The 26001-nt window shown below is 49.3% G+C and carries 16 protein-coding genes; 9 read left to right on the top strand and 7 right to left on the bottom strand.

Going from position 1 to position 26001, the window contains the following annotated elements; all coding sequences use genetic code 11:
* Window positions 1–8: 8 nt before the first annotated feature.
* Window positions 9–1238 (bottom strand): SorA family sulfite dehydrogenase catalytic subunit, encoded by a 1230-nt coding sequence (gene sorA, locus ACZ5BO_RS12435; RefSeq protein WP_464700061.1) that lies wholly within the window; start codon window positions 1236–1238, stop codon window positions 9–11.
* Between the two features lie 244 nt (window positions 1239–1482).
* On the opposite strand from sorA, the gene ACZ5BO_RS12430 reads away from it, so the two are divergent.
* Window positions 1483–1767, top strand: a complete 285-nt coding sequence (locus ACZ5BO_RS12430) for a DUF4156 domain-containing protein (protein ID WP_464700059.1) — start codon at window positions 1483–1485, stop codon at window positions 1765–1767.
* Window positions 1768–1932: 165 nt separating this feature from the next.
* Here ACZ5BO_RS12430 and ACZ5BO_RS12425 read toward each other — a convergent pair whose 3' ends face one another.
* The 6 genes from ACZ5BO_RS12425 to ACZ5BO_RS12400 form a co-directional block, all read right to left on the bottom strand.
* Complete coding sequence (locus ACZ5BO_RS12425; protein ID WP_464700057.1) at window positions 1933–5106, bottom strand: GT99 family glycosyltransferase N-terminal domain-containing protein; 3174 nt, start codon at window positions 5104–5106, stop codon at window positions 1933–1935.
* Entirely contained in the window at window positions 5106–6422 is a 1317-nt protein-coding gene (locus ACZ5BO_RS12420; RefSeq protein WP_464700055.1) for an ABC transporter ATP-binding protein, read from the bottom strand. The genes ACZ5BO_RS12425 and ACZ5BO_RS12420 overlap by 1 nt, the downstream gene beginning before the upstream one ends.
* Entirely contained in the window at window positions 6412–7230 is an 819-nt protein-coding gene (locus ACZ5BO_RS12415; RefSeq protein WP_464700053.1) for an ABC transporter permease, read from the bottom strand. Before ACZ5BO_RS12415 ends, ACZ5BO_RS12420 begins: the two co-directional genes overlap by 11 nt.
* Before the next feature lie 27 nt (window positions 7231–7257).
* Window positions 7258–8256 carry a glycosyltransferase family 2 protein gene (locus ACZ5BO_RS12410; protein WP_464700051.1) on the bottom strand — a complete coding sequence of 333 codons (999 nt, stop codon included), beginning with the start codon at window positions 8254–8256 and terminating at the stop codon, window positions 7258–7260.
* A gap of 790 nt (window positions 8257–9046) precedes the next feature.
* Window positions 9047–12505, bottom strand: coding sequence for a hybrid sensor histidine kinase/response regulator (locus tag ACZ5BO_RS12405; protein WP_464700049.1), 3459 nt, complete (start codon window positions 12503–12505; stop codon window positions 9047–9049).
* Window positions 12506–12603: 98 nt separating this feature from the next.
* Window positions 12604–15882, bottom strand: coding sequence for an ATP-binding protein (locus ACZ5BO_RS12400; protein ID WP_464700047.1), 3279 nt, complete (start codon window positions 15880–15882; stop codon window positions 12604–12606).
* Between the two features lie 1358 nt (window positions 15883–17240).
* Here ACZ5BO_RS12400 and ACZ5BO_RS12395 point away from each other — a divergent pair.
* From ACZ5BO_RS12395 to ACZ5BO_RS12360, 8 genes are all read left to right on the top strand, one after another.
* A complete protein-coding gene (locus ACZ5BO_RS12395; RefSeq protein ID WP_464700045.1) occupies window positions 17241–17951 on the top strand; it encodes a response regulator in 711 nt (236 codons plus the stop codon).
* Between the two features lie 65 nt (window positions 17952–18016).
* Window positions 18017–18217, top strand: coding sequence for a hypothetical protein (locus tag ACZ5BO_RS12390; RefSeq protein ID WP_464700043.1), 201 nt, complete (start codon window positions 18017–18019; stop codon window positions 18215–18217).
* A 148-nt stretch (window positions 18218–18365) separates the two neighbouring features.
* Window positions 18366–18758, top strand: coding sequence for a response regulator (locus tag ACZ5BO_RS12385; RefSeq protein WP_464700041.1), 393 nt, complete (start codon window positions 18366–18368; stop codon window positions 18756–18758).
* A 653-nt stretch (window positions 18759–19411) separates the two neighbouring features.
* Window positions 19412–20167, top strand: coding sequence for a carbonic anhydrase (locus tag ACZ5BO_RS12380; protein WP_464700039.1), 756 nt, complete (start codon window positions 19412–19414; stop codon window positions 20165–20167).
* A 412-nt stretch (window positions 20168–20579) separates the two neighbouring features.
* Window positions 20580–21245 carry a response regulator gene (locus ACZ5BO_RS12375; protein ID WP_464700037.1) on the top strand — a complete coding sequence of 222 codons (666 nt, stop codon included), beginning with the start codon at window positions 20580–20582 and terminating at the stop codon, window positions 21243–21245.
* Window positions 21246–21497: 252 nt separating this feature from the next.
* Entirely contained in the window at window positions 21498–21974 is a 477-nt protein-coding gene (locus ACZ5BO_RS12370; RefSeq protein ID WP_464700035.1) for a hypothetical protein, read from the top strand.
* Between the two features lie 617 nt (window positions 21975–22591).
* Entirely contained in the window at window positions 22592–24730 is a 2139-nt protein-coding gene (locus tag ACZ5BO_RS12365; protein ID WP_464700033.1) for a type I secretion system permease/ATPase, read from the top strand.
* A gap of 86 nt (window positions 24731–24816) precedes the next feature.
* Entirely contained in the window at window positions 24817–25995 is a 1179-nt protein-coding gene (locus tag ACZ5BO_RS12360) for an HlyD family type I secretion periplasmic adaptor subunit (RefSeq protein WP_464700031.1), read from the top strand.
* Window positions 25996–26001: the final 6 nt, after the last annotated feature.

Here is a 26001-nt window from a genome sequence, read left to right as displayed (position 1 = left end):
CTTGACTCCTACACCACATCAATCGGGGTGGTTTCGATGTTGTTCTTCAGATAGATAGAAGGGTTCCAGGAGGCATTGAGCGGCTGTTGCTCACCCAGGTTGCTGCATGCACGAACCTGCAACCCGACCTTGCCTTTGTGCGGGGGGCGCCAAGTAAGAGACCATGCTCGAAATGAATAGCTGCCCAAGTCTTCGCCGAGCATTGCCCGTTGCCATTTTTTTCCGCCATTGTCAGATACCTCAACCCACTGAATGCCGCTACCGCCATCGAAAGCAATGCCTTTCAAGGTGATGGTCTGGCCCGCTTTTACATGATCGCCAGGCCGCAGACTGGTGATAAACGAGCGCACCTTCAACTTGCCAATCGGCCGTGTAGCCTCAGCCACCGTGCCGGGCGCTACGCACTGGCAGTCGTTGTCCGGCACACGATAGGCCTTGGCCATGAAGAAGCCATCAAAGCGATGGTCGATGACGTTTACTTCACTCAAGTGCTTGACCCAATAAGTACCTGCATAACCAGGAACGATCAATTTGATCGGGTAACCGTTAAGCAAGGGAATATCAGTGCCATTCATTGCCCAAGCGATCATCGGTTCGTCGGAAAGCGCCAGGTCGATACTGAGTGACTTGATGAATTGCGGTGTACTGGGCAATACCGGATGGTCAAGGCCGCGAAACGTCACTTGCTGGGCTCCGCTTTGCACACCGGCGTGTTGAAGCACGGTTTTCAACGGTATGCCCGTCCAACGGGCGTTACCCATCGAGCCGTTGCCCAACTGCGCGCCAAATACGCGGGGCGATCCATAGCCTCGGCTGTTGCCGGAGCACTGGTTGACCGCGACCCGCTCGACAGATCGCCCTAGGGCCTTGAGTGCGCGGAGGCTCAAGGTAAGCGGTTTATCCACAAGTCCTTTGATGCGCAACTGGTAAGTGTCCGGGTCTATCGACGTCGGGACGTTGGCCAGGTGGTAGCGAACGAAGAAAGCATCATTAGGAGTGAGTACCGACTCGTTGAACACCGAGAATAGTGTTTCCAGGTGTGGTGGTCGCGCCGTCACACGGAGCATCGGACGCTTCTGTGGGTAGACCACCAACTCGCGCGTACCGTTAGAGAAGCCAAGCGTCTCGGTTTCACTGGCGAAGCTGCTTCGGGGCCTCAACGCCAACCCCGCCGTGACCAGGCCCATGCACTGGAGAAGGTACCTGCGATTGAAGTTGTTACACTCTTCTGTGGACATTGGCTCTACGATCTCGTATGTGATTGGTGGAGTTAGCGCCATTGAGTTGCGGTTACCCGCAATACTCCTGCCTTCGCTCGCCCTTATTCCGCATCAGTGTAAAAGCCGCTTCATCGGGATTAATCGCCTTGTTCGGATCAGGCAGCTACTTCACTAAAACTGCAAGCCTTTTTTCAGACTCTCCCTGATATAAAGAGTCCAAATAATGTAACATGGCAAACACCGCTACAGGAGTGTTTCTGCAATGCATAATTTGCGCCTCTTTATCTCAACCCTCACAATTTCAATCTCAACGCTGGCTTGCACTACACAGTTAACAGAAGAAGGAAGAAATATAAAATTGGTCACAGTCTCATCAGTTCAAGGTTGCAAAATTCTAGAGGCATTCACAGTGAAAGGGTCATCTAATAATGACGCACTGAACCAGGCTTTCAATAAAGCAGCCAAACTCGGCGGCGATAGTATTGGCATCGTCAATATGGGCGAAAATTTCAGCATACAAGTAGCCGCCCTAAGATGTACACGGTGAAAAACTTAGTAAACATTCAGAAATCATGAGCGAAAATTTCAAAACATTTTTATCTCACCCCCTCAACAGATCTGCAAAAATACACGCCGCCGGAAAATTTTTGTCTTCCTCTATTACTTCAACTCAAATATTGGTAATACATTCAGACCTTAGAGAAGATAAGCGTTAAGCCGAAGGTGTTGTATCAGAGATCTTTTTCTGCTTGAACGCCTGGAGCTTCTCTTTTAATAAAGACTCACTGGCAGCAATCATGTCTTTGTACTGTGTATTCTGAAAGCCCCATAATGTAGACGTAAGCTCCTCCTTGTGGCCGACAATAAAAGGAGATGTGGTGACCACATTAATATCATCTTGACTTTCAATGAATCGATCGATTGTATTCTCATAGGGATCCCGGAAATTTTCATCCCATTTAATCACCTTTGAGAAAACACTTGAGTTATACGTATTAAGAACAGTGCTAGTCATTTTATTGATATAAATCAATTCAAGTTCATCGACTAGTTTCGTCGCCTTCACATCCGTGTCGGTGTGTAGATTGGCAATCAGGCCAGAAAATATATCCCAGCTATTATCCTGCTGGGTTGCAAGATATTCCTGAATTCGATCAAAACGCTCTTTCCAGCCATCAAAAAACTCGACATCATCTTCACAGACAGTGAGTTTTTTGAATGCTTGCTCGCAGGCCTTCCGTAAAATAAATTTGTAGCTCAGCCCACAGCCTACCCACCCGAGACTGTGTCGCAAACCTGGAAAATACTGAAAACCTACTTTATTATCTTTTTCAAAATTCTTTCTTCGTTCAATTGATTCCGGAAGACCGAGGCAAATAAATTCAGATTGAAAGTTTATATTGTCCGCCGCAACATCATAAAACTTATCAAAATCGATGATATCATTCGCCAATAAAAAACGCTGAAAATAATACTCAAAAAAATCAGGGACTGCTAATAATCCAGCCTTAATACTAGCCACTTTATCTTGACGAAGATTTTCATCTGAAAGCCAATGATCTATTCGTTCGACCATCGCCTGAACATTTCCAACTTCGACAAAATCTACAATACCTTCAAGGCAAGTATGCTCAACAATATCCGAACTACTTTCCGAGACAATCAGCCCCCCTCTTGAAAGGCACTCATAAATACGAGTCGTTTCGAGCAGAGCTCCTTCATAATAATGAATATTGACAACCACCTTAGCCTTATCGATTTCACGATAAAGCTCATCGCCAAAAAGACCACTTATTACTTTTACCTTATACTTTGCCTCAAGAACTTCAAGATAGCATAGACGCCGTTCATTATTGACATCTCCATAGAAAAGCACATCATACTCTTTCGTCGTCAGCCTAGGCTCTCTAACAGTATGGGCAAATGATATCGGCACATAGTAAAGCTTCTTAAAGTCGATGCCTTTACCTTGAAGAAAGCTAATATTTACAAGCGAATAGTCCAATATAGCATGGGCCTTCTTGAGAGTCTGCAAATACCCCTCTTCAAACCAGCGAGAGCTAACTGATTGCTCCATTTGGAATGCAATATATCTATCTGGCAACTTCGAAAACATTTGCGGACAAATGACAAAGTGAAGTGAAGAGTCAAACCCAAAAGCAGGAACATCAAAAATTATATCAACTGAGAACCCAACCTTCTCCATATTACTCTTTATCAATTCAGCCACAAACATACAATGCTTTGTAGTCAAAACAAAAGCAACAGCATTATTATCAAAATTGGCAAGCGAGGTTTGGGTCGAATAATTATCCCCTAAAAGCCTCACGACTTGATTGGCTGCGTCTTTAAAACCGTTATTTCGGATATAATTGGTGGCACGCAGAAGAACCTTAGGATCCGATCTAATCATCTGGACTGCTTGCCTTATTTGTAACGCATGAACAGTAAAGGCCTGCACAAATGATGTCGCTAACTGTCGGCTGTATCTTAATGGTTTGGTTACCTTCCAGGAGACACTGGCCAAAACCTTATCCAAGAGTACGGCTTTTTCGAATTGCTGGTTAGCGCTACACAAGAGCTGCTTATTTTCTTCCAGCAGTTTTTGCCGCTCATAGACTGACTGTTCATTTTCAAGCTCAAGCCTATTTATTTGTTCACGCATTTTTTCATTTGCTTGTGCCATTTTATTCATAGTATGTCGCACCAACCCGCTTTTTATTATTTTCGCCATAGAACCGTGTTCTACCGAAGCATATCCGTAAACGTTCATATGCCATTTCAATATTTCAAGCTCGGAGGGTCGTTTCAGGCGAAAACGAATATAGTCGGGGCTAAAAACTTCACTAAAAGGCACCAGATAACTAAAAGCATAAAACGCAATGCGCTTGGCTTTTTCCTGATCACCCGCGTTAGTTAAGAATGAAAAAGAACTATCACCCAAGACTGTTACTTTACGCTCGAACAGTAAAGCCTCCAAACCAATACTTGAATTAATCGTGACAACTTCTCTGCATCCAGAAATAAATTCTGAACTATTGACCGAACCGTCAAGTTCCAAGTCACGACCATGACAGAAAAACATACTATTCGGGTGCGTACGTACAACAAAATCTCGCCCATACAACAACTTTGAATACGCAATCAACGAGCTGTTATCGTACCCATTCGAAAAGGCAATCAAGTTGGAATCATCTTCCACTTGCAAAGGGACACCAACGCCATACTTAGGAGACTCAGATGCCACATACTCATTACAAGATGTAAAAAAATTCCTGACATCCTCAACCAGTAATAGATCATCACCAAAAGTATCTGCAACCTCTAGATAACGCTTTTCCGCCTCCGTATTACCATTAACTCCAGTAAAATCAAAGTAGGCAGTCGACAAGTAGTTGGGCGCACGTAGGGGACCCAGCTCGAAGTGAACGACAGGGATATTTAATTTTTTAGCAACCGCTTCAAGAGACGGACAATTCGAGCATGACAGTATCACCTCAATATTTCTAAAGTCATCATTGGAAAGTATTTTCTGAAATTCGACTTCGAGAAAAGGCAAGCGTTCGGTCAAAAACCTTTTGAATGCAAAAATAGGATTGTTACCTGAAACACTCAACAACTCAGAAAAAACACTGTCTTTAAGGTGACTATAACAGTGCCTTGCCATTACTGTTTCGTTTGGAATTTTGTACCCTAGACTTTTAAGAGTAGCAGCCTCAATCTCCCAGCGTTGATCAAGCGTAAAATACTGCCCATCTTTAAGGTAAGAAGACGACATTATAAAGTGCAACGACTCTTCGGATTCATTTAAAAACTTATAGAACATCCAAAGATAAGGTGCTTCCGTTCCCCGAAATGGAAAAGGGGGTAAAAATATGCTCAACATCAGGCGTCGGTTACGTTGAAAGTTATTGGGGAATAAACGACACCCACTTGTTCGCGGGGAGTCCAGAAGCGTAAACGCTGCATCGGTCGGCGCTGATCAAGCTCTTCACGCTCTCCGGAAGAAACACATGCAAGCCCACAGTGCACCAGATATTCACTCGCACTAAGAGGAAGACGAACAGTATATTCAACTCGGCAGCGCCCCCGACGAAGACTTATCGGAGCACCTGCACTTAAATTATTATCACCCCAGACATCTCCGCCTTGAGCTTTACTGAGAGAAACACCCAGCACAACACCTTCAATCTCCTCGGAGGACTCAACAACAAACGAAAAGCGCAGTTGCTCACCCGACTTTATAATTGGGCGTTCCAGAATATTACTTCCGTCCGCTCTATAGATATCAAGAGTCTTGATAATAGCTCGTGCAGAACCAAATCTCTTTTCACCAACTTCACCATTGATCTCACATTTCTGAAACTGCTTCAGCAACTCCAATGAATACACATCGGGAAGTTCTAGCAAAGCGGGCAATTCACTTTGCCTCTTTTCGGGAAAAACTGCTCCTTTCTCGTAAGTTAGGACTGCAGATAAAACGTCTTGAGTATCCATAATCACCTGCCCTTCAGCGAGAACGAGACAACGACTGGCATACTCCAGAATACTTCCTGTGGAATGAGTGACTACCAAAATGGTTGCACCTTGATCCCTCAACTTTTCAATTCTTTTGAAGCACTTGTACTGAAATCCGATATCACCTACTGCCAACGCTTCATCGACAATTAAAATGTCTGGTTCAATACATGCCTGAACAGCAAAAGCCAGACGGACATACATTCCACTAGAGTAGGTTTTTACTGGCTGCTCAATAAACGAGCCAATATCGGCAAACTCTACTATTTCATCATATCTAGCATCAATTTCTACTTCACTAAGCCCTAGAACTCCACCATTCAGGTATATATTTTCGCGCCCAGTAAACTCTGGATTAAAACCAGACCCCAACTCTAACAACGCAGCTACTCTACCGTGAACATTTGCCGCACCTAAAGTACTACTGAGCGTTCCACAGATAATTTGCAGAAGGGTCGACTTACCTGCTCCATTACAACCAATGACACCTACAATCTCGCCCTTGTTGATTTCGAAAGATATATTTTTTAAAGCCCAAAACTCACGATAATATTTTTTCTCTGACAAACCCAGCATTCTTCTAAGGAACGAAAATACAAACTGTTTAAACCTATCTCGCGGACAGTCATATATATGAAAGCATTTGCCAATACCGTCTACCTTAATTACAGACTCAGAGAACATCAGCAAATCCTTTCCGTGTTTTTTGAAACCATGCAAAACCGATCATTGAGAAAAACAGACTTTCAAGAAAGTAAAAGAAAAACCTAACCAGATTGGGGACTTCACCTTGAACCATTACACCTCTCATAAACTCTATTGAAAGGGTCAGAGGATTAAAATACAGGATTATTTGATAGGTTTCCGGCAAGGCAGAAACCGGATAAAAAACTGGAGACATGAACAGTAGCGTAGTAACAAGCACGCCTATAACTTGCGACACATCTCTAAAAAAAACACCAATCGATGACAGCAACCAACCAGCCCCAAGAGAGATAAGAACTAGAGGCATAAGCATGACTGGAACCAATAAAATTGTCAGTGGCGGGCTACTTATAAAGACACTGTAAAACACCAACCAAACAAGCAGACTAATAACAGCATGAAAAAGTGCACAACTCAAAGAAACCACAGAGAGTATTTCCAAGGGAAATACAACTTTCTTTACATAATTTGCGTTAGACAAAACTAAAGATGGCGCTCGATTGACCACCTCCGAAAACATATTGAATACAATAAGCCCCGAGAATAACAATAGTGCAAACTCTGCTTTAGACCCCTCACCTCCACTCCAGCGGGTTTGAAAAACCACACTGAAAACGAAAGTATAAACACCTAAAAGCAATATCGGATTGATCAATGACCAAAGCCCTCCTAAAACTGAGCCTTGATATCGACCAAGAATTTCTCTCTTTGTCAGCATCGCAATTAGTTTACGATTACTCCAGGCTGACCGTAAGGCTTCGACTGGCGAGCCTGAATAACTACCCATAACCCCTACCCACTCAAAACTGATTAATTAAATTTTATTTAATAATATCGCAACAATCAGCCCAAAATTTCCAAACAATGTTTGCCGATGTAAGCCTGCTTGCCGGACCAAGAAAAAACGCTGCAATAGCCTTTGCTTTCTCGCTGCTTTAAAACAAGCAAGAATATAACGACTCTCACTGGTCAATCGGTGTTCCAAAGTTTCAAGTGCTTGAATATTTTGCCCATTCCACGCGCAAAAGCCTCCTTTTAAAAGCACATACACCCGTCTAAAACGTGCAGAAAAACTGGCATTGCTACCCACCAAATTACTATCATGCTGACGATATAAGATTGTAGGTTCAGGATCGTAATAAACTGATCCGCCAACACCGGAGACAAGCTGATATACCCACCAGTCATGCGAAGGAACAACGACATCATCTCCTGCCTGCTGTAGGAGACTTCGCGCAGCCTGGTTAAAAACCATGGTATTGCCTCCGCCAATATTTTGAACCAAAGCATTAGAGAAATGCGGAGGAAATCCAAATTTTGGTGAGTACCCGCAAGGAACACCAAATTTGCTGATCAACTTGGTACGCCCGCAATAAACTGCAGGAATATGACTTGGAACTGTATATAGCCACGCGAGTGCCTTCTGGAGCTTTTCTTCTTTCCAGATATCGTCTTGGTCTGACCAGGCATAAAAATCAGCACTTATATCAGCATGACATGTCAGAAATAAAAAATTGGCAGAAAAGCCTTTTTGCGGCCCCTTCAGAATCTGCAGTTGTCCGCTTTGCCACTCTTTTCTCAGCGCCTGCAGAAAATCTAGTGTTTTGTCTTGAGACCCATCATCAGAGACATAAAGCTGCCAATTACGGTGTGTTTGCCGCTCAAACGAATTGACTTGCTCAGCAAGGAAAGAAGCGCCGTTATATGTGCACATCAATATAGCAACTTTTGCAACTTCTTTATCAACCGCCTTTTCAATATTAGCTGAAGAAGTAAAGAGCGGCGCCACCTCTGTTGAGACTTCTTCTTTCATACTTCACCTTTTTAAAAAATCAAATCCTTTAGCAGACAGACCTCAAGCACTCTCTATCGATTTTCGAACCTCTTCAAGCACTCAATTCACGCCACCACTTAACTGACTAGTGCAACTCTACTTAAACGGTGTTTTTATCAAACCATAAGAAATGACACACAATTCATCTTTGAATTCAAGAATAAACCATCACCCCACCATAAAAAACGGAACAAATAAGAAAATCATCGACATTAATTAGTACAAGTTCTATTTTTCACCCGCCATCCTGCAGAGCCCATTGCGCTCCAAACACCAACTAAAAATCATTGCCCCTCACACTGCACCAAGCAACGGACTCAGAACCTGACATCATGATGTGTAACAACAACAACAACAACAACAACAGTTAGGCACATTCACGCTCACTTATAAAATTTATAACCCAGTAAAAATCGAACATAAAAAAGAGAACATCAGGCCCTCTTAATTTTTAAATCATCTATTTCGCAATAATCTTTAAAGTCAACTCAACCGCCTTTTCATGCACTGAACAAAAAGCCAACAGCCTATATATCAAACGGGCAGGCACAACATAGCCAAACGTTCATATAAGCCTATAAAGCTTAATGCCCGCCGCCGGTCGTTCAATAGTGATTCAGTGCTTTGTAGATTCAATATCAGCTGATCAACAGCATCATTGTGCTCAGGCATACCACGAGGATGTTCAAAAAATCGAAAGCTCCAAACCTGCCAGGACTGTTAGTAATCTCAACAGAACGAGTACAAGCCTACCCTGTCATGCAAAAACCTATACCTTTCCCGCAAGGTGAATTGCTCCGCTCTGCTCAAGCACGGACTCCAACTCTTGTCCCAGACGATGGATCTCCAAGATGGTTGCCCTGTCGGCTCCTGCCTTAGCAAGTTGCAGAATGCGTTGAATCAACTCTTGGACTAACGCAGGCGAGCGCAGTACCGTCATTTCCAGCTCTTCGCAAAACATTCGAAGATTGTCACTTGCTTGCTCTAGTCCCAGTGCCCGAACCTGACTGTCAAGCGCAGTAGCCTGCTTGCTCAGAGCGTCCATTCGGAAGACGCCCAGCGCTCCGCGAAGCGAGTGCAGCTCGTTCAATATCCGCTGCTCATCTATGACATCACGAGCTTGTCGCAACACTTTCAGCGCATCCATGCAGGTTTTCTCGAACATCAGCCGAACTTCTGCCGGGAGTGCCTGCCCACCCAACCAGTCCGCTGCGTCATCCTGAGTTGCCACCGCCGTCTGCACGAACACTGCGTTGTCATCAGTACTGGAAAGGCCACAACTTTCACGTAAGGCCCGCCCGAGTTCGCGCAGTGACAACGGCTTGCTAAGCACAGCCGCCATACCGACAGCCCGACAGCGCTCCTGCTCCTGCAGGGTGACGCTGGCGGTAGCTGCCACAACCGGCATCTGGGGCCACCTCTCTCTTGCAGCTTGGGCCAAGGCATAGCCATCCATGCCGGGCATAGAGAGATCAGTCAAGAGCACATCGAACGCCTCACTTTCCAGGTGGCTCAACGCTTGCTCTCCATTCTCCGCAAGCTGGACCGTACACCCCAACAGCTCTAGTTGTTCCTGAAACAGTCGGCGGTTCACGGGGTTGTCTTCCGCGACCAGAACGTGCAACAAACCAGGAAGACGTTGGTTGAAGTCCTGGCGAACGGGCAATGGTTGTCCCTGCAGGACATGGCGCAACGCTATAGCTAGTCCTTTGAGTCCATGTATCGTCGTCTCCAGAATATGACCATTTGCAACCGGACCGCACACTCCTTCCGAACGACAATCGATCACCCATGACGATTCGTCTATCAAGCGTTTCTCGTCATTCACGTGCCAGGTTTGACGGTCGCCCCAAAGCACCAGAGCGTCTGCCCTCGTCAGCAGCACCTCACTCAACTGGGCGGGATGCTGATAGATACCGACACTCAACCCCCATCCTCGCAACACAGATGGCAGATAGGTGCGCCAGTCCTCTCTGGCGGCCACAACCAGAATATGCCCATCGGAAAAGGTAGGACGTTCGGCTTGTACAGGCATGCCCAAGGGCACACTCAACTCAAAAGTACTGCCTTTCCCCAGAGCACTGCGTACCGATAGCTTCCCGCCCATGGCCTCGGCGAGGCGCATGCAAAGGGCCAACCCCAAACCGGTTCCGCCATAACGTCGGTTAATCGACTCATCTGCCTGGCGAAAAGCTTGAAAAGCCTGCTGAACTTGCTCATCACTCATGCCGATACCGGTGTCATGCACATCAATGCGTAACATCTGCAACTCAGTCTCCAGCACTACTCTCAAGCTAACCTGCCCTCTCTCAGTGAACTTCAGGGCATTGGAAATCAGGTTGTATAACACCTGCCCCAGGCGTACCGGATCCCCCTTCACGAATTGGGTTAAGGTGTCACTTAAATGACCAGTAAGAAGGATGCCCTTGGCCCGGGCGACTGGTTCGAAGACTGCTAGAACATTGGCTGCCACTTCCAAAGCATCGTATTCAACTCGTTCAAGCTGGAGCTCCCCTGCCTCGATCTTGGAAAAGTCCAGTACATCGCTGATGACCGCCAGCAGACTGTCCGAGGCTCGCCGGATAACGTCAAGTCGACCGAGCTGGCTGTCCAGCGCGGTATGGGTCAACAGTTCCAGGTTACCGAGAATGGCGTTGAGCGGTGTACGAATCTCGTGACTCATCGAGGCAAGGAACGAGGACTTCGCAGCGTTGGCACGGTCAGCGGCCTCTTTGGCTTGAAGCAACCCCTGCTGCAAACGCTTCTTGTCGGTGATATTGATAAACGTACTGACCATGACATCCTGACCGCGAAAACGGGCCGCAGACATGCTCACCGCCAGAGTCACCGGTTCTCCCTGTTCAGTATTGAACGTCATATCCTGGTTGAGCGTTTCGACGCGGCCACCATGCTGGATGTACTGACGCATAAGCTCACCTGGCAAGCCACCATCAACTCCGCGAACACGCCCCTGCATATCAACCATTGGAGGGCTGCTCAGTAGTGCCTCACCACTGTCTATGTTTACCAGAGCCAAGCCCATCGGCGCTGTCTCAATCAGCGTTCGGCTGAGCTGCTCACTTTCAAACACTTGCGCGGAACGTTCCAGCGCAGGCCGCAGAACACGGGACTGAAGCAGGAGCAAGAGACTCCAAGTCAAAGCAATGATGGCGCCTGCGGCGAAGACAGAAATCAGTAACGGCTCAAAAATGCCAATGGCTATGTCGCGCCAGTTTTGATAATAAACCAGCGTCCAGCCATTCTGACCAAGCGACCTGCCATAGAAAAACTGGCCGTCACGATAATCGCGACGGTAGGTACTGCCAAACCCCAACTGCATTCCTTTCTGCGCGGCTTCGATCTGCTTTTGATTGAGCGCGCCACGGCAGGTCACTATGACTTGCCCTGTCTTGTCGAAGACCGCGCAGTCGCCGGAAAACTCAGATCCTGCCAATTCGTTGGTCAGTATTTCCACAGGCAATTCGAAAAATAGTGTCCCGAACGACTTGCCATCAGCACCCAACAGCCCGGTAGCAATGGTAATCGCCGACTTGCCGGTCAGAAGGCTCTGCCGGGGTGCTAACCAACGCAGGGTTGGTATCGACAAAGACTTGGACTTTTCATCGTTCTGCTCATCCCCTCCGGATAGCTTCTGTACCAACTGCCTACGCTGCTGCGCCAGCTTTTGCTGCCAGGCATCTTCTGGCCAAGGCGCCATAGCCAGCAGCATAAAACGCTTATCAGAGCTGATAAGGTAGGAACTAAGTTCTCCAGAATTGCGCTTGACTATGACCGACAAGGCCGGCGACATCAGCTTCGCTAAACGGATATAGGGCCACGCGTCCTGTCGGTTGTTGCTCGTGTTATCTCCTATAAGCAATACCGGGCTGCTGTTCGCCTGACTCCTAACCGCCAGTACCGCCTGACCCGCCTCATATTGTTTCAACAATTGCTCATCTACGGGTTCTACATCCCTTAGGGCGATTTCTATATTCTGTACGTTGTTACGCAGCGTTGCCGTAGTTCGGGCGCTCAGTTCGCTGATATGACGGGCGTCGCTGGCAAGCTCTTCCTGGACTCTACTCAAATGCTCTCGCGCACTGCTCCAAACCTCCAGAGCGCAAGCAGCCAGGACGACAATGGTGATCAAAAGCCCTCCGCCGTTGATCAAAAAAAACTGGTGGCGGCGCAGCTGCCGCAACACTCCATCCTGGACTTGATTCGACATGGCAGGCTAGCTCGAGAGTCACTTAAGGGATATCAAATCTGAAACTCACTTCAGAAAAAAAACGATACGTCTAAACTCATTATGGTCAAATCTCGAACTCAGACTCTCTTCATTAATGTCCTCTGCAGCTCTTGTAGCAATGGCTCAACGAAGCTCAATGCATCCTTTTCGCCATTTTTGAGTCTAGCCTCCACCGCCGCAACCTTACGGCTCGCCGCTGGCATTCGGTAGACACCCAATGCGCCCTTCAGAGAATGTAGTTCAAACAGTAAGCGTTGCTCATCATGCACCTCGAAAGCGTCTCTGATCGCAGCAAATGAAGTCACACAGAAACTATTGAAGGTTGCCTGCAAGTTGGCAGGTATCGGAGCGCCGCTCAGTTGGTCATTCTGTTTGATTGACGGTGCTTGTTCGGAAAACGGCTCTGTCAATACCGTCCCCAATACCTCTCTTAACGCTTTGGCTAAGCGGACCAAAGGTATCGGCTTGACCAAAACTAGAGTAATGCCGGCCGCTTCACAGGCCTCATGCTCCTGAACCGTCGCTGCTGCCGTTACTGCAACCACCGGCATCGAAGGCCAGCGTGCACAGGATTGCCGACTCAATTGATAACCATCCATTTCAGGCATCGACAGGTCGGTAAGTAATACATCAAAACGTTCACGCTCAAGACTGGCTAGCGCTTGTCGGCCATCTTCGACCACTTCGACAAGGCAACCGAGCAAGCCTAATTGCTCTTCGAACATCTGGCGGATCACCGGATTGTCCTCCGCCACCAACACCCGTAACTGCTTAGGTAGCACCAAATGCTGCTGTTCACGAACCGGTAGTACATGCTCTTGAAATACATAGCGCAGCGCATGAGACAGCCCGTACACCCCCAAATTGCTGGTAGCCAGTAGGCGCCCTCGGGCAACGGGATCGCGAGGCCCCTCAGCAGTACACTCTATGACCCATTGAGCCTGCTCCACCAACCGGTTTTCGTCTTCCGGATTCCACTTTGCATCATCTTCCCAAAGGATCAGTCCATCAGCACAAGCCAAAACCTCATCGTCTATCTGTGTTGGATCCAGATAACCAACGGCCCGTATCCCCCATACGTGCAGCACATGCTGCAAGTAAGCACGGTCATCCGCGCGTGATGCCAGAAACAAAACGTGCTTGTCATTGAAGTACGGACGATCGGCAACTCCGTCCCCAGTGTCCATGCGCAAAACCAATCGAAATGAACTGCCCAGGCCTGGAGCGCTGCGCACCGAGAGTCTTCCGCCCATCGCCTTTGTCAACCGCATACACAGCGTCAGCCCTAGGCCAGTTCCCCCAAAACGCCGATAGACTGACTCGTCAGCTTGACTGAAAGCATCGAACGCCTGAAGTACTTGAATCTCTGTCATACCGATACCGGTATCTTCAACTTCAAAACTTAACTCACCCTTATCTTGGTCGTTGATGATACGCAGTGTTATCTGCCCCTCTTCGGTGAACTTGATGGCGTTAGACAATAAGTTGTTTAGAATCTGCCCCAAACGCGTTGGATCGCCACGCAATGAAACCGTGGCGCTATCGCTCAGTTCGCCACGCATCACCAAGCCTTTCGCGCGGGCCATAGGAGTAAAGATTTCGAGCGAGGTGAGCGCTACTTCCAAGGCGTCGAACTCGACCCGCTCGACTCTCAGCTGATCAGCCTCGATCTTGGAAAAGTCCAGCACGTCACTAACAATTGCCAGCAGGCTCTCCGAAGACCGTCGAATCGTTTCCAAGCGCTCAGGCTGAGTACTCTGCGAACTGTGAGACAACAACTCGAGGTTGCCAATAATGGCGGTCAGCGGAGTACGAATTTCATGACTCATAGCTGCCAAAAAAGAGGATTTCGCCATGCTGGCGCGATCTGCCGCCTCCTTGGCCTTTATCAACTGACACTCAAGGTGTTTTTTATCGGTGATATCAATAAAAGCGACCACAAGTACATCGCGCCCGCGAAAGCGGGCCGGAGTCATGCTGACTGAAAGACTGGCATATGGACCTGCGTGGGTTTCAAAGGTGATGTCCATGTTGACGTCGCTGGGCCCTGAATGACTACACAGGCAGTAACGTCGAACCAACTCCCTGGACAAGGAAGAACTGTTGACCCGAATGCGCGCTTGCATCTTTACCATCAGCGGGCTCTGCACCAGCGGCTCCGCCGTATCAATACATAGCAGGCCAAGCCCGACCGGTGCGGTCTCGATTAACGTACGACTGAGCCTTTCACTTTCCAACAACTGTTCCGAACGCCCGATCAGGGGACGAAAGATATAGAGTTTGAAGTGAATAAGTGACGACCAGATCAGTAAAAATAAAGCCAACACACAAAGCCCCCGCCATCCCAGAGGCCAGGCCACGCTTACAACCATGTCGCGCCAAGAGTAGCTCGACACCAGCAACCATCCATTATCACCAAGGCGCTGAGAAAGAAACAGAACACCGTATTCAGAGTATTTAACTGTTTCGGAACCAACATTTTCCAGCAATCTCTGTAACTCAGGATGATCCGCCCTGAAGTTCGTCGATGCGCTGACCACTTCTCCGTCGGGAGAGACAATCGCATAAACACCATGATCGGGCTCTTTTTGCGATGCCCTCAATAGTTCCGGCGCCGGATACTCAATTCCCAACATCGCAAATGGCACACCCTTGTCGAAAATAGGCGCAGAAATACGAATGATACTGCGTCCCGTATAAGGGTTGCTGTGGGAGACGTGCCAATGCAGCGCCTGCGGTTCATCCATGAACACACGACTTTGACTATCGGCCCCCTCACTCAATATATGCAGGTATTGGCCACGGTCTGTAGTGAAACCCTGTCTGGCCGTATGCTCCACCACCGAAATAATGACAGTAGGGCTCTGCTCAAGACTGTAAAGATAGCTGGAAAACCCTTCGGTCTTCATCAGCCGCCCCACTAATGGAATACTTTCCAAATCCAGCGCTAGGTGACGTAGACGACGTATCGAATCATCAGTCATGCCCTTGAAAGTCACTTCAGATACTTCAGGAAGCATCGTGCTCAAGGTTTCATTCGGCGTGAGTTGCTGACTCTGAAACTGTGACTCCAGAGCCGAGTCTGTAAATTTCTGAGTCAACCGCGGCCAGAGCACTTCCGTAACAGCTTCAATATTACGAAAAGCATTCTCCTTCGCCGAAAAATCTTTGAGTAGTTGTGCATGTACAACAGAGAAATTCTGCTGCAGCTCATCCATCTTCCGAGTAAGAAGCCTTTGTGCGTCCATCAGATACACCAATAGCAGCAATACACTCAAAAATATGCCGCCACCATATACTAATACGCGCTGATAGTTGCGTAGGTTACTTAAGGATTCCAATTGGGATTTCGGCACAATGGCACTCGAGCCAATTATTAGCTCGACCTCAGTGATGGATGATACTCCGTGTAAACCAAGCTCACCGTACCTGTCACACCGTTAGCTGTCGCCAGCGGAGCAATCCAGAATGGCAAAACTCTATAAAAATTTTAAATCCATTTGGTATTCAACTAGTGACAATCGCCTGAGGCCGTCCTACGATTAGGATCCAGGCACCTCTGATTGGAAAGTAGTCGGTCTAGCCCCCCCGCGCTAATGGGTCTTGGCAACAAGCCAAGTAATCGTACATCATCCAATCGAGCCCACTTAATAACCTCTGAGTACTGACTCTCAATATCTGAAATCGCGAGGATTATATGCCGAATACTCGTTCTGAACTGCAGGAGATCATTGCAGCTTTTTACGCTATAGACGAAATCGTCATAGACAAAATAATCAAATTTTTGTCCACCTTTCACCCAGAATGCCGCCTCAGCGATGTCATCACAAAGAGTCAAACGATAAACACTAAGCTCATTGAAAATACGCGTATACCTCAACTGATTCCCTGGATTATTACAAAGAAAAAGTACTCTGCACGCCGAACGTTTCATGAGATGTCATCACCAGTAATGTCCTGACTCAAAGCTTACTGCTTATACAATCATGCAAAAATCTGACTAATTCGAAATAAACACCAAAACTTCGAACTGGGCCCAATAAAATCACCCAAACCGCACTCCCCCTGCACCTGGAACAATAGAAAACCACTTATCACTCACTCATATCTCCATGGTAAGCCACACAATTCAACAGCAAACCGATCCACAGGAAAAATATTGTGCAGAAGCACAAAACTTTCGATCTCAACATATTTAACAGCCACTTGGAGCAGTCACCCAAAATAGCCTCCATCAAAAACAACTGCACTTATTTAAAGACGAAAGCCAGAGCAAAAAACCACCTTGGCACTTCGACACTTATACTCGAAGATCTCAATCACGCTACCGTTTAGTTACTTAATATTGACTCAGCATCAACTATCGGCAGCTGAAAAAGGCGTCGGCATCGTCTCATCTGATTGTCTGCCCAGTAATAGCCTAGCCCTGTCATTGACTCATAACCATTCCCCCCATACCAAGTCCAGTGGAACTGTTGATCATGTTTAACCGATGTCCCGGCAGCACGGCGGACATCAGTAATAGCTGGTACTCACAGGCGATTTCTTGAATTATAAATTTACACAGCTCGACAAAAATCACATTGTTTCGTACTTGTCCAATATAAAAAATTCTTTTGTCGTACAGGTATCAGTTAAAAAAATCTCACGGGGAACTACATTGATGGCTGGACAAACCCCCGCGCGCTTTTTCGCGGATCATACGGATCCAATCATGAAGATCGACCTCATCATCGCCGACGACCATCCCGCACTGATTACCGGGATATCCCATGAGCTCAAGATCATTCCTACACTTTGCATAGTCGGAACGGCACGTGACTCAACGCAGATCATAGAACTGCTGTCCAAGTTCCACTGCGATATTCTTATCACTGATTATGTAATGCCAGGCGGAAGTGCTGGCGATGGAATGGCCATGCTATCGTTTCTGCGCAGGCGTTATCCAGACCTTAAGATTATAGTACTAACCACTATCGACAACTCTGCCATCATCACTGAAATTTTTAAATTGGGCATTGGCTCTGTGCTCAATAAAGTAGATGATATTGGCCACTTGATCTCCGCTGTGCATGCTGTATACGCAGGGGCTACCTATATATCTCCGCAAGTCCGATCTTTAACACAGGCTCAGGCTACCAGTGCTTACGCTCGCTCGGGAAAACTGAAACTTACACGCAGAGAAGCAGAAGTAATACGTCTCTACGTTTCAGGGTTTTCCGTAAATAGCATCGCAGAGCAGCTAAAACGTACTAAGCAAACCATCAGCTCACAGAAGAGCAGTGCAATGCGCAAATTGAGTATATCAAGAGATGCAGACCTGTTTCGCTTTGCTTACGAGAATGGTCTGGCTGTTGCAGGGCAGTCAACTGATGCAAATGCGACTACAGAGGTACTACTCAGCAATCCGCACAGTCACCACTAGACAACTTGAATTTTAATTTGACGAATCCAGCAATCGACTTTTTAACTGGCACTTAGGAAAATGATATGCGCAAGTCTGAACGTCGCATCACGACAGGAGTCCTGCTGGACTTTACTCGACTAAAAAGCAGCTCGCAAGAGATGTTCATTTCACAGATGAATGAGTTCCTGCTTTCTTCTTATCGCAAAAAAAAGATCCTAATTGAGCAATGGGAATTTGAAAACTCTGCACCTGAAAACAATAACAAGCAAACTAACTCTAGGTAAGCAATCGCCCCAACAGCTGCGATCAACATAATTGCGTTGCTTACCGCAAACAATCACCACGCTCTGGCCTTGAGAAGCATCTACCCCTATAAACATTCAACATGCAACTCAATATTAAGACCATGCCTGATAGACAAAGAGACGAACAATGACAGATTCATATTCAACAAATCGGCCCAACGCGCTGTTAGTCGATGACAATACCTTTGTTCTGGCCATGCTTTCCGAGCAGCTAGATAAACTTGGATATAATTGTTGCATGGCAAGTGACGGGGTGGAGGCATTAGTCAAGTTCGGGCAAAGCCAATTTGACATAGTCATCACAGACATCAACATGCCTAGAATGGACGGTTACGCCTTGACTCTAAAGTTACGAGAACAAGAAAAACACACCCCGATAATAGGTATCACTGCAAATCCACTATCCGAAATGCTCCATCATGCACTGCAGGCAGGGATGGATACATGGTTGACGAAGCCAATTAGCTTAACTCAACTCAAGAACTGTCTGCTGGACACGCTAAAAAATTCTAGTGCCTAACCTATTTTCGCAGGTCGTAGTCATGATCCTTGATGATCGAGTCTCGAGCTCACATCTAAAATTCTTACTTGGCTCACAAAAAGCCAAACCAAAGCCTGACTAATCCTAATCAAAATTTGGCGCTCGCATAATAAAATCTCAAGACTCAAAGCGAGGTCATGAAATATGCAGAGTTCCCATCAGAAAAACCAAGAAGATCAGCTCTCGGCCTTTAAGATCAAACTCAATACTCTATTGCGCAACCCCTATCTATGTGGAAAAAAAGCGATTGAAATCGCAAAACTTCATATCTCCACTCAGAAAGCCGTAGAAAAAAAATCAAAAACCCAATAGGTCCCAAAACTCTAATGGACTGAAAAGCCCGAATTTGAGTAGCGTCTGAACCTTCGCTGCATGCCAATACTGTTTCGCAGCCCCGGGACTTCAAGACCGATCCCGCACCGGCCCATCACGTGGCCAGAAAAAAACTCAAAAAACCACACCTCCCCGTATAAAATCACTCCCAGTCATATATAGACGTAGACACTTTCAATACTTGTCCTATTTTTTGTGCCAGCCCAATATAAAACCATAAGCACTCTTTCGCCTAAAAGTTCATTCAACATAATCCGCTAGCGCAAATCGCACTTAGAGTGCCTTTTATTGGAACCACTATGAAAACGCTAACTCGCAATCTATGTCTGTTGCTACCAATGTGCTTTTCACTGTCTAGCGTGTATGCCGGTGAAACGCACTGGGGTTACCAAGGCGACCACGGTCCCTCATATTGGGGGGAGTTCGGCGGCGCTTTGTGCTCAAACGGAACACAGCAGTCCCCAATTAATATCGATATGAAACAGGTACGACCACTTAAAGGCAACGAGTCAGACTTGAAGGTCCGTTACGGCGCTGCGGCGCTCAAGCTGGTCAACAACGGCCACACCATCCAGGCAAATGTCATTGACGGCGAGTCAGTGACGTTCAAGGGAGACGAGTACCGCTTGGTACAATTTCACTTTCATACGCCTAGCGAACATCAGATCAACCATCGGTCCTACCCGATGGAGATGCACTTGGTAAACCAGAATAAAGACGGCCGTTTACTCGTTCTTGGGCTCATGCTCGCTGAAGGCAAGGACAACATTCAATTTGCACAGCTGTTGAAACAACTACCTTCAACCGAAGGAAAAGAGGTGCTCCTGGACGCCAAGTCAGCACCGAACCTCAACGCACTGCTTCCTGCAACAAGCCACCATGTTTTCTACCGGGGCTCGTTGACCACTCCTCCCTGCACAGAAGGCGTTCAGTGGGTTCTGTTCGAACAGTCTATCGAGCTATCAAAAGATCAGATCCAAGAATTCCAGAACCTGTTTCCCGACAATCACCGTCCACCGCAGATACTTAACGAACGTGAAGTAGAGGAAGACTGAAGCACTACCAATACTGGCGACCGGGGGTATGTGGACTCAGACTGAAAAACTCTACCCCCATTGTCGTTTTATAACCTTCTGCATCCTCGACCAGTTGCCAAACAATACACCCAACCCCCAACCTCTACTTTGCTCACTCGCTTCCGGTGGCCGCTGCACATGCCTGTGACGGTTTTGCTGTTCGCCTAGACGCAATACCGTCCCCCCTAGCAATGTCCACACTTGAAGTGGATCCGGGTCCATGAGGCGCTCCTGCCTTTGTTGGCGGCAGCTTTACTCATTTTGGTGTTTCAACGATTTTCGTACAAAACCCAAAAAACATTGCTGCCTGAAACTAAAAATTCTTCATCGTCAAGTCTCATTGAGCTAGATTGACGGAAGTATCGCGGCCGAACAAAGGATACAAAAAACCATGAAAATACGACTTCTGCTAGCCGATGATCATCCGGCCCTGCTTTCTGGCTTAGTGCATGAGCTCAATGCGGTCCCCACGCTGGAGGTTCTAGGGACTGCGGTTGAATCAGGAACCTTGGTCCACCTGCTGCAAAACACTCCCTGCGATGTGCTGGTCACAGACTACATGATGCCGGGGGGGAAATATGGGGACGGCATCGGATTGCTGTCCTATATCAAGCGTGTATTCCCGCAACTGAAAATCATAGTGTTCTCAAGCATGGAGAACCCGGCCCTGGTACAGCAGTTGGCCAAGCTTGGGGTAAATGGTGCGCTCGGCAAGACTCAGCATACCAATCAGCTGATCTCGGCAATCCATGCCGTTTATGCCGGATCCAATTACTTTCCCGCCGAAAACCTGATCACTGGCGAGATCGGTATCACCCAGAATCCCGGAGGGAAGCTTAGCCTCACCAAACGCGAATTCGAAGTGGTCAGACTGTTTGTTTCAGGGATGTCGATCAACCAAATAGCCGAGCTGTTACACCGTACCAAACAAACCATCAGCTCCCAGAAGGCCAGCGCCATGCGCAAGCTTGGCATTAACCGTGACGCCGATCTTTTTCGCTATGCCTTTGAGGCCGGCATGGCCACCTCCACTCCCTCCCCATCACAATCCCTTTGAATGCAGCGGGGAAAGGTTAGCCCCATTCCCCGTTAGCCCCTCGCCGACAGATTGCTTCTGGTCAACGCTCACTTCACTCCAGCGACATTTCGTACCCGTCAGGCAGACTCTTTCAAGCATCAACTATCTAATAACGCCTCGGAAAACAGCGTCGTGCAGCCACTTCAGCAGCCGATGCCACACACATTCTTCTATTTTAGAAACGTTGCCGCCGCGGGCTTTTTCAGCCAGCCGACAGCATCGAGGTCAACCATGGCAACTCAAACCGTACAACTCCTTTTGATGGAGGGTAGACACCTGCGTCAAACATTGTCGCTGCGCCCCGGCGCGAAGGGATTCGACCTGAAGATCAAGGCAGGCACAGAAGGTCGCTTTGTGCTGATTGATCAAGAAACCGGGTACGCGCCCCAAAAGATCCGTATGCGCCGAATTGGCAAGCACCTGCTGGTTTGTCTAAAGGGCGACTCACTGGAAGAACCTACAGTCGTCATCGAGGACTTCTTCTTGCATCACACTGAACTGTTTGGAATGGGTGCAGGCAATAGTCATCATGCCTATACACGCCTTGAGCATAAAAACGCGTATGAGCTGACAAACAGCGAGTTTTCAATCCCGGCGCAGCATCTGACAGCCCGCGGCAACTTTCAGCGGCCAACGTTTTTTGGACTTCCCCTGTGGGCAGGCAATCCAGGGAGCAACACACACGAATGCTGCAGTTCACAGAAGTAACGCCCCTATTCCTGCTTATCCAGTTCCGCCTTTATAAAGATAGTGCCTGGACGGCCTCCGCCCAGGCCTAAGCACCTTTCAGGTTGGCCGATCCGATGAGTCATGGGATCGCCCCCTATTCTTCCTCTGCCCTGGCTCGGATCAGGCACTGCGACAAGAGCACCATCCTTGGTGATGAGTGTCGAGCGTAAAGGCGTTAACACCACAAGCCTGCTCGTAAGCAAAATTCCCAGCTGATGCCCAAACCGGGTCCCGTACGAGAAGCGCACAACAAAGTCGCTCCCAGGCTAAAAAAGTCGGTACTCCCTGCTCTCAAAGCACTCTCCCCTGCCCCCGTAAAACAACTCTCGTACTAGTCGCACGCGACCAGGCTGGCATTCGAACTAGCCAGACAGACGCCCTCCCCCCCTGAAACCCAGAATTCCACCCCGTTAGAAAAGAACAGAACGTGCCCCCTTCCAGGCACCTGCAACCCGGCCCGCTCCCACCAAAACAGCTTTCATCCGAGGATTATTTAGATGTCAGTAAGCCCAGAATCAAATCAAGTGCAGGACGTCTTACCGACGCTCGCACCCCCTACCCGGGTAATCGACACCCTGCTCGAATGTGCTCTCTGGATGTCCGAGCGCCAAGGCTCGCCACGCAGTGCCGAGAGTTTCTGTGCCGGTCTGCCTAAAGGGCCGATGCTGACCACTGCTCAAGCGATGGACGCCCTGAAGAATGCAGGGCTGACCTGCGGTCTGGTTCGTCGCCGGGCTCATGAGTTCTCTTCGCACCTGATGCCGATCATCCTGCTACGCAAGGATCAGGGCGCAGCAATCCTTTTCAGTACCCGTCGCGACGAAAAAGGCAAGATGCTGTACCAGGTCATGTTCCCGGAAATGGGCCTGGATTCCCGTGCGGAAATCGACTACCAGGAGCTGAGCGAGTGGTACGCCGAACACGCCATCCTGGTAAAGCCGGCGGCGCGTACCGACACACGTGCGGGTGAGGAAACCCCACGCGCCAAGGGCCACTGGCTTTTCACCACCTTGTGGCGCTATCGCAGCTATTACCGCAGTGCAGCCATCGCGGCAGTCATTATCAACGTGCTGGCCCTGTCCAGTGTGTTTTTCACCATGAACGTCTACGACCGCGTGGTCCCCAACCAGGCTTACGTGACCCTCTGGTCGCTAGCCATTGGCGTCGCCATCGCCATGGGTTTCGAGGCGACTACTCGGTACCTACGGGCGCACTTGCTGGATGTGGCCGCGAAGAAAGCCGACCTGGTCATGGGCTCACTGTTGTTCCGCCAGGCACTGTCCATCCGCATGGAGCATAAACCAGCCTCCGCCGGGTCCTTTGCCAACCAACTGCGCGAGTTCGAATCGGTACGAGATTTCTGCACCTCGGCGACCCTCGCCGCAATCTCAGACCTGCCCTTCGTCTTGCTGTTCGTCGGTGTGATCTTCGTTATCGGCGGTCCGCTGGGCTGGGTTCCGCTGATGATGATTCCTTGCATTCTGCTGATCAGTGTCGTCATCCAGTGGCCGCTGGCGCGCACCATGCGTGAAAACCTGCGTGAGTCTTCGCTACGACAGGGGGTATTGCTGGAGTCCGTGGAGGGTCTGGAAACACTCAAGGCCGTCGGCGGTGAGGGCTACATGACCCGTCGCTGGGAAGCCTTCAGCGCCGCTACAGCCAGCACCTCGATGAAATCTCGCCAATTGTCATCCACGGCGATGAACATGGTGACATTCCTCCAGCAGTCGCAGACCGTCATTCTTATCGTTATTGGTGTGTACCTGATTGGTGCCGGCGAACTGTCCATGGGGGCGATGATCGGTACCGTCATGCTAGCCGGTCGCGCCACGGCCCCACTGACCCAGGTAGCGGGCCTGGCCGTACGCTTCCAGCAAGCCAAGGCCGCGCTGTCTTCGCTGAATCGCTTGATGGAAATGCCGGTCGATAGCGACCCCAAGGCACAGTACCTGAACCAGCCTTCACTCCAGGGTCCGCTGGAGCTCAAGAATGCCGACTTCGCTTATCCGGCCCCGCCAGACAAACCCAACCCACCGGCACTGTCGAAAATCAATGTATCGATCAAACCGGGAGAGCGCGTAGCCATCCTCGGCAAGATTGGCAGCGGCAAATCGACCCTGCTGCGCCTGATGGCTCGCCTCTACCAACCAACAGGCGGCCAGATGCTGATCGGAGGCCTGGACGTGGCCCAGATCGACCCTGCCGACTGGCGGACCGCGGTCGGTTATGTGGGCCAGGACAGTCGGCTGTTCTTTGGCACCCTGCGCGAAAACATCATGATCGGTCGCCCCGATGCTTCAGCCGATGAATTGCTGCGAGTCCTGCAACTGACCGGCCTGGATCTGATGGCCCAGAAACACCCCATGGGTATCAACCTGCCTATTGGCGAGATGGGCGACGGCCTGTCCGGCGGACAGCGTCAGCTGGTCTCCCTGGCTCGTACCCTGCTGGCCCGTCCAAGGATCCTGCTGCTGGACGAACCTACCAGTGCGATGGACACCCAGACCGAGACGATCTTCATGTCGCACCTGGCTCGGGCCAGCGAAGGCCAGAGCATGATCCTGGTCACTCACCGCACTTCACTGCTCAACCTGGTTGACCGGATCCTGGTGGTCGATGACGGCCGCATCGTGGCCGACGGTCCCAAGGACAAGATCATTGCTGCGCTTTCCACCAACGGCGAACAGCCCAGGGCCGTTGCACGCCCGGTCGCCCAAGCCCAGATGCCCCAATGAGGACGGATAACATGTTCAAGAAAATACTGCGCCCATTCCGGCGAGCGCCAAAGTCAACACCTCTGCAAGCAGGTGATGCTGCCTTCATGAGCGACTTGCGTGAGTCGCTGTTGATCCAGTCGACACCAGGTTCACGCAAGGTCCTGTATGTGATCGGCGCAATCATCGTCTGCGGGATCACCTGGGCCAACTTCGCCCGAGTGGAGGAAATCACTCATGGTGAAGGGAAGATCATTTCCAAAAGCCGCGAGCAGATTATCAAGAGCCTGGAAAGCGGAATCATTGAGGAGATGCTGGTCCGCGAGGGGGACGTGGTCGAGAAAGGCCAGACGCTGCTGAAGATCGACCCAACCCGCGCTCAGTCCACCTATCAGGAGATGCACACCAAACTGATGGGTATGAAGGCAATGATGGCTCGCCTGCAAGCCGAGGCCTACAACACCAAGCTCGAGTTTCCCGAGGATGTCCGCGGTGAAAAGCTGATGGTGGAACAGGAGAGCAATGCCTACAACGCACGCAAGCAGGCCCTGAACGACAGCGTCGCGGCGCTGGAAAACAGCTACGCGCTGGTCATGAAGGAAACGGCTCTGGCCGAACCCCTGGCCGCTCGGGGCCTGCTCTCCGAAGTAGAAATCCTGCGCATGCGGCGCCAGGCCAATGACCTGAGGATCCAGGTGGTCGAGCGCCGCAACCGCTACCAGGGCGAGGCCAACGCCGAACTGGTGAAAGTCGAGCTGGAAGTGGCACAGATCACCGAAAGCCTGGTCGGCCGCAAGGATGTACTTGAGCGCACCAACCTGTATGCCCCCGTGCGCGGGACCGTGAAAAACGTACGCATCAGCACCATTGGCGGCGTCATCCAGGCCGGCGAGGAAATCCTTGAGATCGTCCCACTGGAAGATCAGTTGATTATCGAAGGCCAGATCAAGCCTCAGGACGTAGCGTTCCTGCGCCCCGGATTGCCAGCAACAGTGAAGGTTTCGGCTTACGACTATGGCATCTACGGCGGCCTCAAGGGCACCGTGACCCTGATCAGCCCGGACACCATGCAAGACGATAAGAAGCTCGCCGCGGGGCGTCCCGACGCCACTTATTACCGTGTCCAGGTACTGACCGAGACCAGTTGGCTGGAAGCCGGTGGCAAACGTCTGCCGATCATCCCGGGCATGACCGCCACCGTGGAAATCCGCACCGGAGAGAAGACCATCCTGGACTACTTGCTCAAACCCATTTTCAAAGCTCGTGAAGCATTTCGCGAGAGGTAACAGGCC

The organism is Pseudomonas sp. FFPRI_1 (assembly GCF_055384485.1).
This window is presented reverse-complemented; position numbering and strand designations above follow the sequence as displayed.